The 19274-nt window shown below is 47.6% G+C and carries 19 protein-coding genes and 9 tRNA genes; 21 read left to right on the top strand and 7 right to left on the bottom strand.

What is annotated here, in order from left to right; translation table 11 throughout:
* Positions 1-70 precede the first annotated feature (70 nt).
* Complete coding sequence (locus K0T92_RS13970; protein ID WP_219873093.1) at positions 71-427, top strand: nucleotide excision repair endonuclease; 357 nt, start codon at positions 71-73, stop codon at positions 425-427.
* A gap of 470 nt (positions 428-897) precedes the next feature.
* Here the strand turns inward: K0T92_RS13970 and K0T92_RS13965 are convergent, their stop codons facing one another.
* The gene (locus K0T92_RS13965) at positions 898-2022 is read right to left on the bottom strand and encodes a hypothetical protein (protein WP_219873092.1); all 1125 of its coding nucleotides are present in this window, start codon (positions 2020-2022) and stop codon (positions 898-900) included.
* Between the two features lie 516 nt (positions 2023-2538).
* On the opposite strand from K0T92_RS13965, the gene K0T92_RS13960 reads away from it, so the two are divergent.
* Both K0T92_RS13960 and K0T92_RS13955 read left to right on the top strand, forming a co-directional pair.
* Positions 2539-2901, top strand: a complete 363-nt coding sequence (locus tag K0T92_RS13960; protein ID WP_343223707.1) for a DUF6036 family nucleotidyltransferase — start codon at positions 2539-2541, stop codon at positions 2899-2901.
* Positions 2902-3422: 521 nt separating this feature from the next.
* The gene (locus K0T92_RS13955) at positions 3423-4184 is read left to right on the top strand and encodes a GTP pyrophosphokinase (RefSeq protein WP_219873218.1); all 762 of its coding nucleotides are present in this window, start codon (positions 3423-3425) and stop codon (positions 4182-4184) included.
* Between the two features lie 245 nt (positions 4185-4429).
* On the opposite strand, the gene K0T92_RS13950 is transcribed toward K0T92_RS13955, so the two are convergent.
* Positions 4430-5206, bottom strand: coding sequence for a Cof-type HAD-IIB family hydrolase (locus K0T92_RS13950; protein ID WP_219873090.1), 777 nt, complete (start codon positions 5204-5206; stop codon positions 4430-4432).
* A 157-nt stretch (positions 5207-5363) separates the two neighbouring features.
* Here K0T92_RS13950 and K0T92_RS13945 point away from each other — a divergent pair, with 157 nt between their 5' ends.
* Together K0T92_RS13945 and K0T92_RS13940 are read left to right on the top strand one after the other, a co-directional pair.
* Complete coding sequence (locus K0T92_RS13945; protein WP_246628154.1) at positions 5364-5912, top strand: RNA polymerase sigma factor; 549 nt, start codon at positions 5364-5366, stop codon at positions 5910-5912.
* Complete coding sequence (locus K0T92_RS13940) at positions 5899-6768, top strand: hypothetical protein (protein WP_219873089.1); 870 nt, start codon at positions 5899-5901, stop codon at positions 6766-6768. The genes K0T92_RS13945 and K0T92_RS13940 overlap by 14 nt, the downstream gene beginning before the upstream one ends.
* A 657-nt stretch (positions 6769-7425) precedes the next feature.
* Here the strand turns inward: K0T92_RS13940 and K0T92_RS13935 are convergent.
* Entirely contained in the window at positions 7426-7722 is a 297-nt protein-coding gene (locus K0T92_RS13935; protein WP_219873088.1) for a hypothetical protein, read from the bottom strand.
* Between the two features lie 182 nt (positions 7723-7904).
* On the opposite strand from K0T92_RS13935, the gene K0T92_RS13930 reads away from it, so the two are divergent.
* Positions 7905-9293 (top strand): aldehyde dehydrogenase, encoded by a 1389-nt coding sequence (locus K0T92_RS13930; protein ID WP_425517656.1) that lies wholly within the window; start codon positions 7905-7907, stop codon positions 9291-9293.
* Positions 9294-9382: 89 nt separating this feature from the next.
* On the opposite strand, the gene K0T92_RS13925 is transcribed toward K0T92_RS13930, so the two are convergent.
* Both K0T92_RS13925 and K0T92_RS13920 read right to left on the bottom strand, forming a co-directional pair.
* Positions 9383-10069 carry an LrgB family protein gene (locus tag K0T92_RS13925; protein ID WP_219873087.1) on the bottom strand — a complete coding sequence of 229 codons (687 nt, stop codon included), beginning with the start codon at positions 10067-10069 and terminating at the stop codon, positions 9383-9385.
* Positions 10070-10071: 2 nt separating this feature from the next.
* Positions 10072-10443 (bottom strand): CidA/LrgA family protein, encoded by a 372-nt coding sequence (locus K0T92_RS13920; protein WP_219873086.1) that lies wholly within the window; start codon positions 10441-10443, stop codon positions 10072-10074.
* Positions 10444-10636: 193 nt separating this feature from the next.
* Between K0T92_RS13920 and K0T92_RS13915 the strand changes: the two genes are divergently transcribed.
* The 15 genes from K0T92_RS13915 to K0T92_RS13845 all read left to right on the top strand — a co-directional run bounded on the left by K0T92_RS13915 (position 10637) and on the right by K0T92_RS13845 (position 16035).
* A complete protein-coding gene (locus K0T92_RS13915) occupies positions 10637-11098 on the top strand; it encodes a MarR family winged helix-turn-helix transcriptional regulator (protein WP_219873085.1) in 462 nt (153 codons plus the stop codon).
* Between the two features lie 923 nt (positions 11099-12021).
* Positions 12022-12162 (top strand): hypothetical protein, encoded by a 141-nt coding sequence (locus tag K0T92_RS13910; protein ID WP_219873084.1) that lies wholly within the window; start codon positions 12022-12024, stop codon positions 12160-12162.
* Between the two features lie 381 nt (positions 12163-12543).
* A complete protein-coding gene (locus K0T92_RS13905) occupies positions 12544-12765 on the top strand; it encodes a hypothetical protein (protein ID WP_219873083.1) in 222 nt (73 codons plus the stop codon).
* Between the two features lie 255 nt (positions 12766-13020).
* Positions 13021-13096, top strand: a tRNA-Glu gene (locus K0T92_RS13900).
* A gap of 75 nt (positions 13097-13171) precedes the next feature.
* Positions 13172-13245, top strand: a tRNA-Gln gene (locus tag K0T92_RS13895).
* A 1-nt stretch (position 13246) separates the two neighbouring features.
* Positions 13247-13332 (top strand) — tRNA-Leu (locus tag K0T92_RS13890).
* Positions 13333-13478: 146 nt separating this feature from the next.
* A tRNA-Lys gene (locus K0T92_RS13885) sits at positions 13479-13551 on the top strand.
* Between the two features lie 9 nt (positions 13552-13560).
* Positions 13561-13646, top strand: a tRNA-Tyr gene (locus tag K0T92_RS13880).
* A 3-nt stretch (positions 13647-13649) separates the two neighbouring features.
* Positions 13650-13726: transfer RNA gene (locus K0T92_RS13875), tRNA-Pro, on the top strand.
* Between the two features lie 6 nt (positions 13727-13732).
* Positions 13733-13810, top strand: a tRNA-Glu gene (locus K0T92_RS13870).
* Positions 13811-13815: 5 nt separating this feature from the next.
* Positions 13816-13892: transfer RNA gene (locus tag K0T92_RS13865), tRNA-Asp, on the top strand.
* Positions 13893-13944: 52 nt separating this feature from the next.
* Positions 13945-14026: transfer RNA gene (locus K0T92_RS13860), tRNA-Leu, on the top strand.
* Between the two features lie 52 nt (positions 14027-14078).
* A complete protein-coding gene (locus K0T92_RS13855; protein WP_246628153.1) occupies positions 14079-14669 on the top strand; it encodes a ribonuclease H-like YkuK family protein in 591 nt (196 codons plus the stop codon).
* A 465-nt stretch (positions 14670-15134) separates the two neighbouring features.
* Complete coding sequence (locus K0T92_RS13850) at positions 15135-15596, top strand: DUF2306 domain-containing protein (RefSeq protein ID WP_219873082.1); 462 nt, start codon at positions 15135-15137, stop codon at positions 15594-15596.
* A gap of 97 nt (positions 15597-15693) precedes the next feature.
* The gene (locus K0T92_RS13845) at positions 15694-16035 is read left to right on the top strand and encodes a thioredoxin family protein (protein ID WP_219873081.1); all 342 of its coding nucleotides are present in this window, start codon (positions 15694-15696) and stop codon (positions 16033-16035) included.
* 328 nt (positions 16036-16363) lie between these two features.
* On the opposite strand, the gene K0T92_RS13840 is transcribed toward K0T92_RS13845, so the two are convergent.
* Together K0T92_RS13840 and K0T92_RS13835 are read right to left on the bottom strand one after the other, a co-directional pair.
* Positions 16364-17968, bottom strand: a complete 1605-nt coding sequence (locus tag K0T92_RS13840) for a PucR family transcriptional regulator (protein WP_219873080.1) — start codon at positions 17966-17968, stop codon at positions 16364-16366.
* Positions 17969-18006: 38 nt separating this feature from the next.
* Positions 18007-18801 (bottom strand): creatininase family protein, encoded by a 795-nt coding sequence (locus K0T92_RS13835; RefSeq protein WP_219873079.1) that lies wholly within the window; start codon positions 18799-18801, stop codon positions 18007-18009.
* Positions 18802-19274: the final 473 nt, after the last annotated feature.

Here is a 19274-nt window from a genome sequence, read left to right as displayed (position 1 = left end):
CAGGCTGATGGTTTTAATTCCTAATCTGTGATAACATTTAGACCTATATGGAAAGAGGAAGTGAACGACAGTGATAAACATAACGATACCAGAGCCTGACGTGACCATTACCAAGCAGATCAATCCCCAGATGAGCAATATTTACGGGTTTACTGATTTTCACCTGATTCCTAGAGATAAGGGTGGTTTTTTTATGTTTTACAATGATAAGCGAGAGCTGCTGTTCGTCGGCAAAGCAAGGAAGCTAAGGCCCCGAATTAAGAAGCATTTCGAGGATACCGTATCTGTCATCAAGAATCATCGAAACGAAGTGAGCACTATTGAGGTCTATGTGAATGAGGACCCCGTTGATCGGGAGATCTACGAAACCTACATTATCAACAAGCTAAGGGCGAAGTACAACGTAGACAAAGTACTGTTCAGATAATACGGACGGGCAAAAAGCAATGGGCGCAGTCGCATGATGACTCGGCTCGTTGCTTTTTTTGACTTCAGGCGAATGTAATTTTTATATGGATAGCAATTAATTAATTAATTCGTAAGTTTGCTCGGCACATGAACGTTAATATTTATAGAATGATTAGAGTTTGCCGTTCTTAATCCAAGTTCTTATTTTAAAGGTAGCAAAAATAGATATGAGAAGCAAAACAATCATAATAATAACCCAGACACCAAGCTGATTTATACTATTCAGGTCGGCGGCATTTGAAATTACAAAAGAACTAAACCCTATAAATAGTAAATACAGAAATGTATTTAATATAATATATGAAATTCTTAATTTTAAATTATAGTTGTTATTATTCATAATCTCTCGCTCCACGAAATTATTTTTTGCTATTAAAGAAGAGGGTGAGTAGGCCCTCTTCAACATGAAATTATTAGTTTGAAATATATCTAAAATCCACTTACAACTGAAAAGGTCGTGCTAGAATCAAAGTATGTTGGGTAATTTAAAGTATACTGACGAGCATTTTCTAAATATTGTTGAGCAGTTTTGCTGTACGACATTCGACTATAAGTTCCATAGGCAGTTGATGTCAAACCAATAAAAGTAGCGAGTGCACTGGCATAGTTTAATACAATTGATACCCAGCCAGCAGGGCCTGTTGCGAATCCGATTACTATTAAAACGAAACTTGCAATAACTGAAGCGTATCCAGTTACTTCAGGCCATGTTGCTGCATCCATGAAGTTGATAATGTTAGTTTCGTAATTGTTAATATTGCTCTTGAAAGAAGCCATAGTTGTCGCATTTTTGGTGCTTCCATAGGTGGTCCCTACCAATTTTTCATAATAGCCATGTCCACTAGATCCAGTATATAGAGCTTGAGCGATAAATGAACCTGTAGAAGTATCGTGGTTGTAATAGTTATCATATGCACCTTGTTGCTCAAGTGCTAAAGGTGAGATCATTTGCGATGAGGTTTGCTCATTTTTAAGTGCATTTTGAGCTAATTCTCTTAATTTTAAAAATTGAATATCAGTCAAACCGATTGATTCGCTTTCTTGACCTTGTTCTAAAGATTTGGTTTTTTCTAAAATGTTGTTCTCGACAATTGTTTCTTGTGCCTGTGTTAATTTGGTTATCTCACCTATCTTAGTTTCTGTAAATTCTGAAAGGGGGGATTCATTATCAATTCGTTTACTACTTTTTCTGTACTTCACTTTCCCTTTGCTAAAATCATTTTTAGCCGTTTCCGTTGTTACTTTAGAATATACATAAGTACCATTATTATCAAATACATCTTCAACTACACTTATGTTTGTTTCAACCGGAAATCCCCTTATATCGGCTATAACTTCAGTTATTGAATTAACTTTTGAGGTGCCTTCGATATCATAGAATCCCTTTTCATTTTTAAGGTCAGACAGTTTATCAACTGTAAATACTTCGACGGTCTTTATTTTACTAGTTGATTCTGATGATCTACTTTCAGCAAGAGAAATATCAGAAAAAGGTAAAACAGTCATGCTTAAAGTTAATACAAGAGATAATGTCCTTTTGAAAACGGTTCTCATATCTTACATCATCGCCTTCCATATTTTTTATTAAAATTAATACTTATAACATAATGATTATAGGTAGATATCAGACTTATCAAAATCAATCAATGATAATCATTTGCAATCACTTCCTTTTAATTCATATTATATAAAATTATGGCAATGGTTATTGTAGCATGTTCCGCTCAAAAAATAAACTGATTATTCAAAAAATATTTTGGGAGAGATTTTTTGCTCGGATACGGACGAAAAAGTGCGCCTCATATTACATGAAAAGATAGCAAGGCTTTGTGCGGAGATACGTCTTCTGTATATAATAATGATTGAATTTATGAAAAATTGTTGGATTTACTATGGTCAAGGAGGATCGCGGATGGGCAATGAAGAGTTTGGTACGGAGGAGAGCATCTTTCAGCTTTTCGAGGGAGTTGACAAGGCTTTGCACGGAAAGCCGTCGATTGACGTATTCGTTTCGTTGTAGGCTATTCTGCGATTGTATTGGCTAGAAAGAATAATCGGGGGTCCAATGACGTGGATATCATTCCGTCGAGGTTCTTCAGGGTTTTCTCTGAGCATGGGCTCGAGGTGTTCGATGAGCATTATTTCTATCTCCCGGAGGATTATATATCCAGGGCGAAGCAAGTTGACGGGGAGTACGAGAACCTCAAGGTAATGTATGTCGATGCACACGACATCTGGTTTACCAAGCTTAGGGCTTTCCGTAATAAGGATAAGGTTGACATGATCCAAATGATCAAAGAGGGCATAGTTGACGTTAATACGCTGGATGTATTGTTCGAACGGTGGAACTTGCATTGGTTTAAAAATAACCCTGAGCTTGAAGACAACTACAATGAGGTGAGGTATTATGATTCCAGAAACCGTAATACCTGAAGAAGAATACAGGTTCGCTTTCAAACAATACGTATTTGAATTGGCAATGAAGTGGCTAGGGCTTCATGTAGAGTCAACACAGCTGCCCTGGTCATCAGCCGGATTGAAGCGGTCTCTGAAGAAAACCATAGGGCGCTATACTTGCAATATCTCCTGCCTCTGGTGGAGCCTGCATACTCCGAATATGTCCATTTGGACATGCCCGAAGGAATGCAAAAGGTATTGTAAAGTATGAGAATGAACGACCTGGTCTATAACGATTTTATGATAAACCGATTCTGCGATATTTTTCTTGCATCTGTTGATCGGAAGAGGTTGTTTTACACGCCGTTGCCAGAAGGCTACAAGGACTTGCAGAAGCTGGTGTGGACCTTTGTACAGTCATTCAGGAAGAATAACGCGCCCAAATATTCTCAGTATATTGAAGTTGTGTAACAGTTAAGCGATCGTTGTTGTTTGTCGGCAAGAACAAGCAGCAGGAGCCGAATTTGCGAATGTGGCCCAAGAAGGGAAGAGAAGGAATGACACCTATTCAAGTCGAACAATTCAAAAACATGAAGCGGGAAATTATCCGGTTCCTGATGCAATATAAATTTGCGCTGCAGGAGTTGGAGACGAAGGTTGATATTTTGAAGGAAGAATTTCATTTGGTTCATGATTATAATCCGATCGAGCATACCAAGTCCCGTTTGAAATCACCGGAAAGCATCTTGAAGAAGCTCATGCGGAAAGGGGACGACCTTTCTTTAGAAAGCATCAAGTACAAGATTAGAGACATTGCCGGATTGCGAATTACATGCTCTTTCCTTTCCGATATCTATCTGATCAGCGAGATGCTCAGTAAGCAATGCGATCTGACCGTCTTGGAGGTAAAGGATTATATTAAGAATCCCAAACCCAATGGTTACCAAAGCCTTCATCTTCTTGTTGAGGTTCCTGTATTTATGTCGGATCGGCAGGAGCAGGTCTGTGTGGAGATTCAGATTCGGACGATTGCGATGGATTTCTGGGCAAGTCTGGAGCACAAAATTTTCTATAAATACAATCAGGAAGTGCCCGCACAGCTTCTTCAGGAGCTGAAGGAGGCCGCGGATTCCGCAGCTGCACTGGACAAGCAGATGGAGCGTCTCCATAATCAGGTTGAGGCTATCAAGGAGGAGCGGATGTTGAATGACGAAGAGGAGATAACCAAGCTCTTCGCTCAGGACCAGCAGTTTACGATCCCCAAAGTATTCTATGAACTTATAGATCTCCAGAAAATGCTCTCCGAGCCCCAAGAATAACAAGCGGGAGCAGCGGTGTGAGGCTTCAGGAATGAGAGGCGAGCATCGGTATTGCAAAAGGCTTCCTTCAAATAATGGCGATGCCCGCCAAGATGAGTATTATCGTGCAGTTGCCCCTCTGGCAGACAGCGGAAGAGGCGTTCATGTCAGGATGAACGCAAGTCCCTGCTGGCCGGAGGGGTATTTGGCATGCTGTTAAAGCAGCTGACGTTTAATCGTTCTAGAAGAAGGCCGCGACTGCCTTCTTAGGCCAGCAAGCCCGCATGCCGCAGACCTTGGACAACGCCGCCTTCATCGACATGGGCCGTTACGTAGTCGGCGAACGGCAGCAGCTCCGGATGCGAGTTGCCCATGGCGATGCCGAGGCCCACATGTGTCAGCATTTCCTTGTCGTTAAGGCCATCACCGAAAGCGACGGCTTGCTCCGGCTGAAGCTTCAAATGGCGGAGCAGCATGTCGATTCCGAGTGCCTTGGAGCCATCGGAGGGCAGCACATCCATCGCCTTTGCATGCCAGCGCACCATCTTCAATTCTTGCAGCAGCTGCTCGTACAGATGTTCTTCATGGGACTCGCAGTGGAGGAATACTTGATAAATATCCTCGTTGCGCCAATAACCGGGATCGAAGCCTGGCATAGCAACGCGCAGCGATGAGATCGCCTCCTCCACGAATGGATGCGCCTCAGTGTCGGTGAAGTAAGCTTCTCCGCCTTCGAAGACTAGGGAATGGCGATGGCTTGCGGCCAGCGTTACCAGCTTCTCGAGGTCTGTCTTGGGAATCGGCCGCTTGAGGAGCGGTTGGCCCTGATAGACAACGTAAGCTCCGTTCAGGCTGATATAGGAATCAATGCCGAGCGACTCCAGAATCGGGAGGAAGAAGTAAGGGGCTCTTCCGGTTGCGATTACGGGCTCCACGCCTTGCTCCTTCAGTTCGCGAATGGCTTCCGCCGCATCGGAAGGAATCTGCTTCTCTTCGTTTAATAGGGTACCGTCCAGGTCAAAAAATACAATTTTATAGCTCATATCTCCATCATGCTCCCTCTAGGTTCGAACTGAGCGAATAGCCCAGCCTGTTAATACTTCATTCTTCTATATTATCCCGTTGCCGTCAATGGAAGATTGCAGTCATTAATGAACCAAAACGTGCGATGGATTGTCTATATTAGTGAGGTGAGAATAATTGAACAGCGATTCTTTGAAATATCTAACCGAAATGGACCCGTTCACGCTGGATGAACTGATGAAGCAGTACGGGCAAGAGGTATGGAATTTTGCGTTTTTCTTAACGAAAAACAGCAGCATGGCGGACGACATCACGCAGGATGTGTTTTTGCAAGTCTATCGTCATATATCATCCTTCAGGGGGGAGGCCTCGGTTAAAACCTGGCTGCTGCGAATTACCCGAAATATTAGCTGCAATTATCGCAACACGGCTTTTTTTCGAAAAGTACTGCTTGTGGATACCGCTGTCTCCAAGGAATACAGCCGTTCTGCCGAACAATCCTTTCTGGAGAAAGAAGCCGCGAATCATGTGTGGAAGCAGGTATTCAATTTGCCGGTGAAATTTCGGGAGGTGCTCGTCTTGCATGCCAAATATCAGCTTTCTATAAGCGACATCGCTCATATATTGAAAATTCCCGAGGGGACAGTCAAATCCAGGTTATTCGGAGCCCGCAAGAGAATGTCGGCCTTATTAAAGGAGGAGAGTTTAATCAATGAACCGATCTAACCCTTACTGGTACGAGGAGCTGCAGGGCAATCCATTGAACCGCACAACCTTTACCGATCAGCTGGCTGCACAGATCAAAGACAAGGCAATGGCATCGACGGCACAGGTCCGGTCAAGAAAAGTGCTGCGCCCGTTAGCGGTGTCAAGTATAAGCCTCCTATGTTTATTGGGGCTGATGTTGTTTATTATCGATAAAGCTTCGAACAGCCGGGGCGGTGCCGAAACGTATATGGCTGGTTCGCTTGAGCAGCCTGCCCAGCTTGCGGAATCCGCAGAAGGAGCCATCCCTGTCATCCCTGTTTTGTCCGATGAGGAAGTGAATGTGCTGCTATCCAAGAAATCTCCTGCAGACAGCGAGTGGGAGCAACTGATTAATCAGGCCTATCCCGATCCCAATATGGATCAGGCAGTGCCGGAGAACAAGAAGGAGATGCTGGATAAGGAAAGCGTTGGAGATGAGATCATGCTGATTTTCTCGAAGAAACGGGATCAGTATCACAGGATATCCATGGGAGTCGATTATTACGAGTGGGGTTCGCAGAAATGGGGGAGGCAGCAGAGTAGTTCGTATGCTTTTCCAGAGGGCCCCGGTCAAATGGGTGCGAAAAGCTTGATTACTGCATGGTTCAGGCTTGATACAGTTCCGCTTTTTTGTGGCGCCATTATAGATTCGCGAATTTCTCAAATCCGCATAACGAACAAGGAGCATAACATACAGCAAATGGCCAAAATTATTCCTGGTAAAGATGGCTACACTTATTGGTTTGCCGTATTACCCCAGCAGGAGGACGCATACACTGTAGCGGCTATGGATGCCGAAGGCGAGGTTATAGTTAAGGGCACTTATTATTTTTAGAAAGTCTGGAGGAGAACGCTGTCGAAGGCGTGCGGTGCGAAGTAGGAGCGGGTCACTCATTGGGCCGAACGCATGGACAAATTGGATTCCGCATAAATTCCGCATGGACTCCGTATGTGCAAGCTATCCCAGCGACGATTCACAAGGCCGATAAGCAGGAATGACAGCCACAGTAGTTCGGCAAACTATGAGACAAGCTATGAGGCAAAGCAAGGCGCCTGGATCCGTCGCCAACTTTCATTCGTCAACCGCGAACCGTAATCCGTCAACCGTAACTCGTTAACCGCGAACCATAATCCGTAACTCGTCAACCGTAACTCGTTAACCGCGAACCATAATCCGTAACTCGTCAACCGCGAACCGTAATCCGTACTTCAGTTGCGGATTCCCTTGCAGGTTGCTTGCGGATTGTCATTACTTCAGGGAATCAAGGAATCCTGCGAAAGAGCAGGAATTTTGGTCAAAAAGGGTCTTAGATGCAGAATGCCTGCGAGTAAGCAGGAATATGAGGCAGCTTGGGCTCAAAAAGGGCGAATACGGCGAAAAGCCTGCTTGTTCGCAGGCATTTCATCACTCAGCAGATCGGAACGAAGGAATACATGCATTCTCGCAGGAATGTTCGCCAATAATATACTCGATCCCCTTTACAGGGGGGTTCTACAGAATACGATCCTTCTTGATAAAGGTTTTGTTCAAGCTATCGGAATATAGATCCCGATGGGTTTGTTCGTAATCCTCGATCACATCGATGGTGTAATCCTCGCCGTCTCTGTTAGCCGTGAATATGAACTGCTCCTGGTCTATGACGCGGACATCATGGCCGCATGCTCGCAGACACTGCTCGAAATCTTGAAGGGTGGGCTCTTGGCCTTCTTCCAAGTAGAGGAGTCCCCTAAGCAGACTTGCCTCTCCCTTGTGGATCACCTTAAAATAAACAATATGCTCTTTTCTCATCAGCGCTCACCTCTATAGGAATGTTATCGATGTATAACAGAAATTATATAGGTATGGTTCCCATTGTATCAGATGATGTAAGGATATGCAGTGACAAAGTTCACAAGAATGACAGCGCCGCAAGTATGACAGCACCGCGAGTGTAACAGTACGGCAGGATTGGCAGGAAGGGGGCGCCGCCGATGGAAACAATGAATGCTACTATGGCATTGGGCATAGTGAGAAGCCAGCAGGAGTATGTCCAATCCGGCTCAACGCGATCCGTCGATTACCGGCTCAAGCAGCTCGAGCTGCTCAAGGCTGCGATCAAGCAGCATGAAGCTTTGCTTATTGAGGCGATGCATAAGGATCTTCGCAAGTCCGAATTCGAGGCTTATGCAACGGAAATCGGGTTCGTATATGAAAGCATCCGCTATATTAGCAAGCACTTGAAGAAATGGGCCAAGGTCAAGCTTGTCCGTACGCCTCTTGTCCATTGGGGCTCCAAGAGCTATATTTATCCCGAACCTTACGGATCGGTGCTTGTTATCGGCCCTTATAACTACCCTTTCATGATCGTGATGGAGCCGCTTATCGGAGCGATTGCTGCAGGCAATTGCGCTGTGGTGAAGCCGTCGGAGTTCACCCCTCATATATCTGCGGCCATCACCGCGATTCTACGCGCGAATTTCAAAGAGCACTACATTGCTGTTGTCGAAGGGGGCAGGGAAGCCACCTCTGCGCTGATTCATACTCCTTTTGACTATATCTTTTTTACCGGCAGTATCGGGGTTGGGCGCATCGTGATGGAGGCAGCGGCGAAGAACCTTGTGCCTGTAACGCTGGAATTGGGTGGAAAAAGCCCATGCATCGTTGATCGTGATTCCGATATCGAGCTCGCCGCACACCGAATCATATGGGGCAAGTTTCTCAATGCCGGACAGACCTGTGTTGCCCCGGACTACATTCTCGTCCACAAGGATATTAAGGAGTCGCTTGTCGCGAGAATGAAAGACAAGATTACTGCCTTCTACGGAGACAATCCGCAAAACAGTGCTGATTTCGGCAGAATTGTGAATGAGCGTCATTGGGAGCGGCTCGTGGGGCTGCTGGATCTGGACAAAATTGCAGCAGGCGGTGATTCGCAGCGGGATGATCTGTATATTGCTCCAACGATTATGGATGATGTGACTTGGGATGACAAGGTGATGGAGGAGGAGATATTCGGGCCGATTCTTCCCGTGCTAGCCTATGATAATCTGGATGCGGCCATTCAGAGGATCAACGGGAGATCCAAGCCGCTCGCGTTGTACGTGTTTACAACCAACAAGGATACGGAGCAGCAGGTGCTGGAACGGGTGTCCTTCGGCGGCGGCTGTGTCAATGATACGATGATTCATCTGACAAGCCCTCATCTGCCCTTCGGCGGAGTGGGAGCGTCAGGCACCGGATCCTATCATGGACGCAAAAGCTTTGAGACATTCTCGCATATGAAGAGCGTGCTCAAGAAGCGGACAAAGATTAACTGGAGCTTCATCTACCCGCCCTATTCCTTGAAGAAGATCAAACTGATCCGCAAAGTGATGAAATAACGGCAAACCGCAGAAACTGTAGAAGCCCTATAGACGAAAAATCCCTCTTCTTCACCCGGAGATGTCCGCTTTGAAGAAGGGGGATTCTTTTACAAAAACCAGACAATGAGCGGCGCCAATAAGGAGCCTACTAATGCGCAGATGGTCATCGCGACAGAGCTCATCGATACGGCCTGCTCGCCATACTCGATTGCTTTCACAGTACCGATGGCATGCGAAGCGCTCCCCAGTCCGATTCCCCGGCCGATGATGCTGTCGATTTTGCATAATTTGAACGTGGCGGGTCCCAGAATAAGGCCTGTGAAGCCCGCTATCATAACGAATGATGCGGCTAATGAAGAGATGCCGCCCAGCTCGGAGGCAATCTGAATCGCCACAGGTGTTGTAATCGACTTGGGCAGAAGCGTGTAGAGAATCTGCTCGGTTACACCAAGCAGCTCGGCGAATACGAGGCCGGTAAGCATGCCCACAATAGAACCGACGATCACTCCCCCCAGTATCGGAACGACATTTTGCATCAGCTGGGCCCGCTGCCTGTACAGCGGATATGCCAGTGAGACAACAGCGGGGCCTAGCAGCAGATTGATCCATTGACCGCCGATCATAAAGGTGTCATATGGAATGTGAAAGCCGGTCAGGATCAAGATGATGGAGAAGGAAGTCGTTATGACCGGCACCAGGAAAGGCAGCTTATATTTCTTATAGATACGGTTCATCAGAAGATACAGCATAGCGGTAAGAACAACAATGATGACTGCGGTAAGCGGCATAGGCATGATTAGAGTTCCTTTCCTTTGCCGGCCAGGCGGACAATGAATTGACTGGTGTAGCCGGCTGCGACCATCGTAATGAGCGTGCTGGCGATAACGACCAGAATCAACAGCATTCCTTTGCCCGCGAAAATATTAAAATAATTCATAATGCCAATCGTAGCCGGAATGAAGATAAGCGGCAGATAGCTCTGGATGAAGTTCGCTCCGGAGTCGATCCACTTGGCAGGGAGAAGCTTGCATAGCAGTGCTGCCCACAGCAATAACAAACCGAGAATGCTCCCTGGCAGCGTCAGGCTCAGGAGCTCTTGAACCCACTCGCCCGCCAGATAGAATAAGTAGAGAATTCCGATTTGGACTATAATGGTTATGATTTTCATAGATTTGGCCGCGCTCCGTTATGATGGTGGAACACGACTGCCCCCTTTGTATAAGCTCGGCTTATTAATAGGTCAATTAAATTGACCTATTAAGTATACAAGGGCATTCGGGAATACGTCAACAAGATTGACCTATTCCTTTATTTTGATATACTGAAACAGAAAGGGAGTATGGAAGGAGCGCTAAATACCAGTGACGGCATCGGAACACGAGCATGCACTTTATAAGAAAATCGCTCTATTTTTCTTTGCATACCGCAGTCTCAATGAGAAGCCGGACAGAATAGCGGAGAAGTACGCGATACAGCGTGTCCACCACCGGATTCTCTTTTTTATCGGCCATTTGCCCGGACTTAGTGTCAATGAACTGCTGACGATTCTTGAGGTCACCAAGCAGGCGTTGAACGTACCGCTCAGGCAGCTGAGGGAGAAAAATTATATTACGACGGATTCAGATCCGCATGATAAACGGATAAAGCGGCTGCACCTGACCGGGAGCGGATCGGAGCTGCTGCAGGAGCTTACAGCAGTGCAAATGGAACAGCTGCAGGCCATCATCGACAAGGTTGGCGCCTCCCATATCGCGGCTTGGACCAAGGTGATGGAGGAGTATGCAGAAGAGAGACCAGGGAGCAAATATCTGGATTCCCTCTAAATAGCGGTATTACTGACTGATTCCTGTGGGAGCAAGCATGGCTGTTATGGACGTCAGGCAACTGCGCCACGGGAAAATGGACAATGGCATCGTGAAGTTGGCTCCCCGTTATAGCCGATCGGTTGCGGTGACGCAATTGTGCTGTTGCAGCACTCCACAATCGCGCGTGATTACAGCTAGGCTATGCCTGCTCTCGCCATCCAGCTTCACAAGCAGCGTCATATCCGATATTTCTAGCCGGGCACTCTCGCTAAATTCCTCTGTCTGCGCATTCTCTTCAATCGAAACACGCGAGATTTGAGATACGAGATGTGAGATACGAGATGTGAGATACGAGATACGACATACGAGATGTGAGATACAAGATGCGAGATACGAGATACGAGATATGCCTGCGAAACCGCAGGCTTTTCCCCGTTACTGGCCTGCTGAGGATGAAATGCCTGCCAGAGAGCAGGTATTTCATCCTAGTTTCCATTATCGGGCCAGTTTTTCCTCAAATTCCTGCATGTCTGCAGGGATTTTATATTTTAGGCGTCTTTTCACCGAAATTCATGCACATTCGCAGGCTTCTAGGCTTCTTATGTCGCTGATCGTCACTTCGTCTTCTTATACCGCTAATCCTCACTTCGCCTTCTTATGCCGCGTTTTGTAACTTGGCCCCTCGCATGGTCTCAAATTGCCGCTGTCTGTGACACGATAATTCCTGCATGCAACTGAAGCTTTCCTTGGTTTTCACGCTGAGAAAGGATCATTCCTGCTTATAGCGTTATGAATGATGCTGAGTTGATGTTTTGAGCTGCTGTTGGAGGATTTGCCTGCTTGCGGTTCTATGATCTGGAAAAAATTGCTTGACATGCTGCGAGTCAATGGATTAGGATTAGGAAAATTAAGGGACAAAGAAGAGAGGAGCGTGCGTGGTTGTGATAAAGGCTATTAATCCGAATGGATATGAGCGCAATAATGAATGGAGCCCGATTAAGGGCGGCCATTTATTTCTTGATGCTCAGAAGCCTCTATACGCATCGCGCGGCAGTTATACCTTATTGGGATCGTATGATTGACTACAATCATTTCGATGGATTGAGGGAGCCTCTTTATTGGGGATATAACAGGGACCGCTGGAACGTTCAGCGGTCCCTTTCGTTTGCGCATATAAACTGTATTGTTCGACATAGCTGATAATAAAATTTCAAAAAAAGTATTGACAGTATAAAAATGGGATGATAATATCGTAACAGCAACACGATAAAACACTAAAGCGTTAAAGCGATGAAGAATAAACGATGAAAACACGGCATGTTAAGTTGTTGCAGTGTTAGGTATTGCGGTATTGCGGTATTGCGATATTGCGGTATTGCGGTATTCCGTATGCAATATGAATTATTTGGAGCAGCGCGATTGCGGGTTGCGATAAATTTTACTGGGAAAGGAAGGTATAGGTCATGAGAGAACTCTTAATCCGTCATTATGACGAACTAACGAATCATCAACCGATTAAACCTGCAGGCCGCTGTGATTATGGCATAGATAAGCAGGATGAGATTAGCATCATAGGGTTATTTGAGAGCAATCTAATGCCCTATATCAAGCCGATTATCGGTAGCTTTTACGTACCGCGTTCAGTCCGTTCGAATTCCCTAAGAGGAGGAGCGGTGCTGGCGTGATCAACAATCACGGACCGTTCTAATATAATCCGATGAATATTGATTAGATACGTAAGGCTACTTGCATCCAAGCAAGTGGTTCATTTGTGCATACTGTTGAAAGGGGCTCGCTCCATTGACGCATGCTGCACAATGGAACCATGAAGAGGGCAGTAGTCTTTTTTGTTGGTACAAAAAGAACATACGTTCTTGTATCGGCGGCGTTTTAGCTGTGAAATAGCGGGGACGAAGACCATGTTAAAAATTTTATAATATGGCGCATTTGGCAAGTGGCTAAGCCTCAAGACTTTCAATCTTGGAACGGAGGGTTCGATTCCCCCATGCGTCACCAATACATATGGAGATCGTGGTGAAGTGGCTAACACGCCAGGTTGTGGCCCTGGTACCTCGCTCGGTTCTCCCCAATTGCCCTTTAGCCAAGTGGGAAGGCAGCGGATTTTGAATCCGCGATCCTTGGTTCGATCCCAAGAAGGGCAGCCATGCGGCTGTGATGGAATGGAAGACATGCGGGTCTAAGAAGCCCGTGCAGCGCAAGCTCATTTGCGGGTTCGAGTCCCGCTGGCCGCATTATTCATACGCATTGATTCGGTTCGCAGAGTGTGAGTCGGCCACTAGTAAGGGTTCAAGAGGTGGTGTGGCTGAACGAAACACAAGCTGTAAAAAATCAGCGGGAGGCTAACCCTCTCCAAGCAAGGATTTACCGAGTCCAATAAGCTGGCGCAGCTCAGTTGGCAGAGCAACCGACTTTTAATCGGTAGGCTGAAGGTTCGAATCCTTTCGCCGGCATTGTAATTCGGGAGGATAGCGAAGAGGTTAAACGCGGTTGGTTGTAATCCAGCTCCCCTTTGGGTTCGGCGGTTCAAATCCGTCTCCTCCCACCATACAGGGATGTAGTTCAGTTTGGCAGAACGCTAGTTTTGGATACTAGAGGCCGCTGGTTCAAGTCCGGCCATCCCTACCAAATTATGACGTGGTGGTGAAACTGGAATAACACACGGGCCTTTCACGTCCGGATCTGCGGGTTCGAGCCCCGTCCACGTTACCAAATCTGGTCCCATAGTTCAGTCTGGCAGAACGCTGCATTGTCAGTGCAGAGGTCAGGGGTTCAAATCCCCTTGGGACCGCCAAATACGCTTACGCAGCTCAGAGGCAGAGTTCTTGCCTGATTACAATTACAACGCGCCTCTGGCGGAATGGCAGACGCAGCGGACTTAAAATCCGTGGTCGAAGGACGATAAGGGTTCAAGTCCCTTGAGGCGCATAAATCCACTCATAGAAAGGAAGAAGCCGACTTTGCAGTACAGGTGAACCGAATGAAAAAACAAAGACGATCTTTTCCAATGATTCACGAAACGACATTCCGTAATTTATCTGAACAGAACCTTGATATTCAAGAGGTCATGGATCGAATCGCCGGGTTTATAGCTCAAGATCCGAGGGCGATCTACAATCTGGTTATCACAACAGACGCTCAAGTGCACAGCGGGCACACGAAATTTGTGACGTTCATCGTTGCATACCGCGTAGGACAAGGGGCGTGGCTGTGCAGCCGTCAAGTGATTGTGCCGAGAGAAATAAACGCTGTTCAGGAGAAATTATTGCTGGAAACGACCTATAGCCAAGAAATTGCCGTGCACTTCGATTATGCCTATCGTGTCTTGCTGGAGGATATGATCCTTCCTTATATGGATGGAGGAGCCGACATCAAGTTCTTCATTGATATTGACGGCGGCACGGACAAAATCAAAAATAAGACGGCAGCTTATGTGGCCGAGATGGTCAGTCTCGTAGAAGCAATGGGATTGATCGCCCACGTGAAGCCGGAATCCGTCATGGTCAGTCTCGCAGATCGCGAAACGAAGAAGCCTTACCGGTACCCGTTGTCTGCTGCGGCTAATTCGTAGAAAAGGGAAGGCGCGGGCGCTCGCAGGGCGGAGCTTTCTTCCGATCGCTGTTGTCATTGGACAAAGGCGAACGCTTCGCTTCTCCAGAATGCTCCCCCGCTCGCGGTCTCCTCCTTATTGTAGAAAAAATGAATAACAACAGCCGATTTTGTTGGTTTCGGCTGTTTTTTGTATTGCATGTAAATCGCAGATGCACGAGTGCAACACAACGCACAGCTCCGGGCGCGCCGTATCGCGCTGCATGACGATGATTGGCCTTGGCGAGCTGTAGCCTGGAGCATACAAAAGTCATTATGAAGTGGTGACTATCTTCACTATGATGAAGGGGGATGGCGCTCTAGAATGAAAGGGAAGACGCAGCCGGATCGGATGCACACCTTGTTGGATGCCATCCCGGTCGAATGAGGGCATGGCAAGGCGCAGCCAGTCTGCATTCACATTTCGATAGGATGAGGATGATGAGGCATGGATCTTTTTCAAGTATTGCTTGTTATTCATATTGCAGCAGGGTTTGTATGTCTCGCAGCAGGGATAGGCGCAGCCCTGGTCAGGAAAAGGAAAGGGCTCCACACGGGTTTCGGGGAAATTTATCATGCTGTATATGTCGTTATCTTCGTCACCTCCATATGGATGGCTATTTTGCACTGGGAGTCGAGCGCGTATCTGTTTTTTATCGGCATTTTTTCATACGGCCTGGCTTTGTTCGGATATGTGGCGGGCAAACGGCGGAGAACGAATTGGATCGGCAGGCATATCGGCGGAATGCTGGGATCCTACATCGCTATCATGACAGCGATTCTGGTTGTTAACGGACACCGGATACCGCTGCTGAATGATCTCCCTGCCTTGCTCTTATGGTTCATTCCGACTATCATCGGGACGCCGATTATTGTCTGGATTGGCCGCAAACACGGCTCGCGAAATTAACCTGGGATAGTGCGGCTGCAGCGGGAGGAGTTGCTTTTTGGCTGGACCTGTTCTATCGTTTGGAGGAAGGAATTATGGAACGGGAAAGGAACCTCTAATGACAGGCATACACGAAGTGAATGAAGGGGATGTACTGCGCTTATTGGGCTGGCATGACGGGGATGAATCGGTGACGGGGGCTGTGCTTATGTTCACCCCGCTGTGCGGAACGTGCAAGATAGCGGAGCGAATGCTCGAAATCGTCGCGGCAACGACTGTTGCTGTGGAGATCACCAAGTTAAATATCAATTATGCCCCCAGGCTGCGTGAGGAGTGGCGGATTTCCAGCGTTCCGTGTCTGGTTCTGCTCCGCAATGGCCGGCCAGTACGGTTCGAATATGCGATGCGGTCGGTCGATCATTTGTACGAATTGCTGAAGAGTCTGGAATCTGCAGGGTGAAGGCTGGTTGGGTTACGCTCAGTTGGACTCCGAAGACCAGCCTGCCCTGATGATATCATTTATCTTATTGACTGCTGATAAACTGTAGAATTCCAATGAGAACGAGCAGCATTACATAGGTAATGATAAAAGCTAATGAAAATCTTAGAAAATGGCTTCTCATCTTGTTCACCAACCTTCATTGTATATATTTTACACTTTCAAACAGCTCGGTTCAAATGGATATGCAATTATATCCAGTTGTCGAATTTGTTTCACGTTTAGGAAAAGGGTGTCCCGTCGTCATTCTCGATGACTTTCGGGACACCCTTGCTGCGAATAAAGCGGATTACTCGCTTCGTTTATTATTCTCTATGCTGATCATTCTCCGGAACACCAAGGCCAGCTTCAACTGAAGAAGATCACTGATCTTCTTCAGATCGACCCCGAGCAGCTCGCCTGCCTTCTCAAGGCGGTACAGCACGGTATTGCGGTGGACGAACAGCTGTCTGGCTACTTCATTGACATGCCCTTCGTTGGCAAAATAAACCTCCAGCGTCCGCAGTATCTCTGACGTGTAATCTTCTCCCTTATGACTAAGCGGCTTCAGCAGATTGTTGCAATATTGCTGCATGGTGTCCTGCGGAATGTGCCGGAAAATATAGTTAAGCTCCAGATCCGAGAACAGGGTGACGGTACGCTCGAAGGAAAGGCGATTGCTGATGTCCTGCGCTTTCTCGCATTCTCCATAAGCCTCCAGCAGCTCCTCCAGCTCGAACTTGGGGTTGCTGACGAAGCAGCGGAATCCTTCGTTGCTCCCTGATTCCAGCACTTCCGAGAAGCTGGCGACGATTCCCTGCTGATGAGCGGATACGGACATGCCGCTCTCTGTAAGGGTGAAGATCGACACCATCCTCTCCGCCATGAACAAGTGATGGGAGCTTACCTTCGATAGATAAGGATGGTACATCAGATCCCGGCGAATTTTGCGCAATCCTCTGTTGGGCCCGTCCCCATCATCCTGCTCGGAGCAGGTCATTACACAGAGGAAGACCGCTGCTTGAGCCGAATCTCCGAGAACAGCCCGGGACTGCTCAAGGAATGCCTCCGGCAGCATTCTTCCAAGCAGATAGCGCTCCAGAATGGAGGTCCACCGGTAAGCGGATACGGACTGGCGCTCATCCTGGAACCGGTCCATATGAAACGATAAAATTTCCGCCGCCTGATGAAAAAGCCCCTCCTCCTCCTGAATGGCGCTCGCATGACGCGGCATTACCATCAGAAATCCGTAGCATTCCCCCTCCTCCATTAACGGGATTGTACAGCGCCAGCCGCTCGCGCTGCGCAGCTTCTGATATTTGGGAATCCATGGCCAATTGAGCAGCAGCTCGGTCTCCGGCCAATCGCTCGTATTGTACAGAATCTGCCCCCTGGCGCTGATAACCACGATGGGATGGGCGAGAATATCGCCAATCTGCTGAAAATGCTGCGAGGAATCGCCGGGCTGCATCGCGAACCGCATAAGATTCTTCTGCTTGTCCAAGGCGTCATGCAGCTTCTTCGTGCTTTTCTCGATCTCCGCTTGCATCAAGGCATTCATCTGATCGGAGAAGGTGAACTCAAAGGGCAGCTCCAGCAGGGGGAAATTCAACCGGTTCGCTTCCTCGATCACCACTGGCGGAATTTCGGTCCAATAGCGGCCGAGCTTAATGCCAAGACCGGCCGCTCCCCGGTCGTTGAGCCTCTGAAGAATGCGGAGAAAATCCTCCGGTGTGTCTCTGATGGCGAAGGCGGTAGTGAACAGCATCTCCCCTGTTTTGACCCAGTCTGTGACGTCAGGAGCATCCATTGTATTGACCGATCTGATTATGCGCCCCTTGCCCTCGATCCCGGCTGCAATTCTGGCTTTGCTCAGTGGATAAATACGCAGTGCTTCCTCTACGGTGAGATGCATTGTTGTCCCTCCTCTCGTACTGGGAATGGCTTGCGCTCTTATCGTTGCGTCTTGAATACAAGGGCGGCCAGCATCATATCGGCGATCTGCCGGGTGACGCGGCGGTAGATCTGAACTCCGGCCTCGGCGGTGGATAGCGCAGGGTCGCCGATCACACCGGTATGGGAGATATCCTTGGTCTTCCAGTTGAAGGAAACTTCGCCCCCAAGCTTGAAGCAGGAGCATTCGGCGAATGCCGGATATTCAGCTGTGTAGCGGTCGGTGTGCACCCAATCCGGCTTCACGGCCAGCATCAGCGAGGTCTCCAATGCTCCGCCATGGATGCCGTATTCCAGCTCCCGTGCAGGCAATGATTCTTCGACGTACAAGCCCCCTGTATTCACGCAAAAAATTTCAAGATCAAGCTCCACTCTGGCATCGCGGGCCGCAAGTGTAATAATCTCCGGATTGCCGCCGTGGCTGTTAATAATCATGAGCTTCTTCCATCCGTCAGCCTTCATGCTGCGGGTGAGGTCGGCAAGAACGCCCTGCAGAGCCGAGGTAGAGAGCGAGAAGGTGCCGGAGAACCCGGTATGCTCGTTGCTCTTGCCATATTGCAGCGGCGGCAGCAGCCATACCTGCACATCATCAGGCAGCAATTCAATCGCGCCAGTGATAAGGCTTTCGTTCAATAAGGAATCGGTGAAGACGGGAAGGTGATTGCCATGCTGCTCAACGGATGCGATCGGCAGAATGAGCAGAGCGGTGTCTTTGGGGATAGCTGCAATTTCTTCTGTAGTCAGACGGGGCAAAAAACGGTCATTCCAGACGGTTCCTTCGTAACGAGTGCGCATAGGTGTAAACTTCCTTTCTAATTATATTTGGTGTGTGATGAAAAATAATATTCAGGCCGTCGATATTGCGTAATTAGAGTGATTGAACGGAAGGTGTCGGCTATGTTGCGTTGTTGAACGCTTGAATGAACTTCCAGGCTGCTGCGTAGGGGAAGGTTCCTGCGAGCGCTGATGCTTCTTCTGCATCATTCCCTGCTTCTTTCAACTTATATAGAATAGAATGCCTGCCAAAGCGCAGCCATGTTCGAGTTATGGTCTACTGAAGACCAAATACCTGCCAAAGTGCAGGCATTCTCTCGTATTTCGCCTCTATCGGTCAATTCTGCCTTCTATTCCTGCATTCTCGCAGGCTTTCAGCCGCCTATGGCTTATTCATCCGAAAATCCCTGCACTTACGGGGGCTTCTTTCTCTGCCTGTCGAGTTGAAAGTCGAGTTGAATTTAGTTGAAGTCATCGCTGGTTATCGATTGTAA

This window comes from Paenibacillus oenotherae (assembly GCF_019443105.1).
Taxonomy (GTDB): domain Bacteria; phylum Bacillota; class Bacilli; order Paenibacillales; family Paenibacillaceae; genus Paenibacillus_Z; species Paenibacillus_Z oenotherae.
The sequence above is the reverse complement of the archived record's forward strand: the minus strand, read 5'-3'. Positions and strand labels throughout refer to the sequence as shown.

What these genes read in the sequence shown, in the direction of transcription:
- K0T92_RS13965 (WP_219873092.1), bottom strand. Translation starts at nt 2,022, where the DNA reads ATGAGAACCGTTTTCAAAAGGACATTATCTCTTGTATTAACTTTAAGC.
- K0T92_RS13955 (WP_219873218.1), top strand. Translation starts at nt 3,423, where the DNA reads ATGACACCTATTCAAGTCGAACAATTCAAAAACATGAAGCGGGAAATT.
- K0T92_RS13950 (WP_219873090.1), bottom strand. Translation starts at nt 5,206, where the DNA reads ATGAGCTATAAAATTGTATTTTTTGACCTGGACGGTACCCTATTAAAC.
- K0T92_RS13940 (WP_219873089.1), top strand. Translation starts at nt 5,899, where the DNA reads ATGAACCGATCTAACCCTTACTGGTACGAGGAGCTGCAGGGCAATCCA.
- K0T92_RS13935 (WP_219873088.1), bottom strand. Translation starts at nt 7,722, where the DNA reads ATGAGAAAAGAGCATATTGTTTATTTTAAGGTGATCCACAAGGGAGAG.
- K0T92_RS13930 (WP_425517656.1), top strand. Translation starts at nt 7,905, where the DNA reads ATGGAAACAATGAATGCTACTATGGCATTGGGCATAGTGAGAAGCCAG.
- K0T92_RS13925 (WP_219873087.1), bottom strand. Translation starts at nt 10,069, where the DNA reads ATGCCTATGCCGCTTACCGCAGTCATCATTGTTGTTCTTACCGCTATG.
- K0T92_RS13920 (WP_219873086.1), bottom strand. Translation starts at nt 10,443, where the DNA reads ATGAAAATCATAACCATTATAGTCCAAATCGGAATTCTCTACTTATTC.
- K0T92_RS13905 (WP_219873083.1), top strand. Translation starts at nt 12,544, where the DNA reads ATGAGAGAACTCTTAATCCGTCATTATGACGAACTAACGAATCATCAA.
- K0T92_RS13855 (WP_246628153.1), top strand. Translation starts at nt 14,079, where the DNA reads ATGAAAAAACAAAGACGATCTTTTCCAATGATTCACGAAACGACATTC.
- K0T92_RS13850 (WP_219873082.1), top strand. Translation starts at nt 15,135, where the DNA reads ATGGATCTTTTTCAAGTATTGCTTGTTATTCATATTGCAGCAGGGTTT.
- K0T92_RS13845 (WP_219873081.1), top strand. Translation starts at nt 15,694, where the DNA reads ATGACAGGCATACACGAAGTGAATGAAGGGGATGTACTGCGCTTATTG.
- K0T92_RS13840 (WP_219873080.1), bottom strand. Translation starts at nt 17,968, where the DNA reads ATGCATCTCACCGTAGAGGAAGCACTGCGTATTTATCCACTGAGCAAA.
- K0T92_RS13835 (WP_219873079.1), bottom strand. Translation starts at nt 18,801, where the DNA reads ATGCGCACTCGTTACGAAGGAACCGTCTGGAATGACCGTTTTTTGCCC.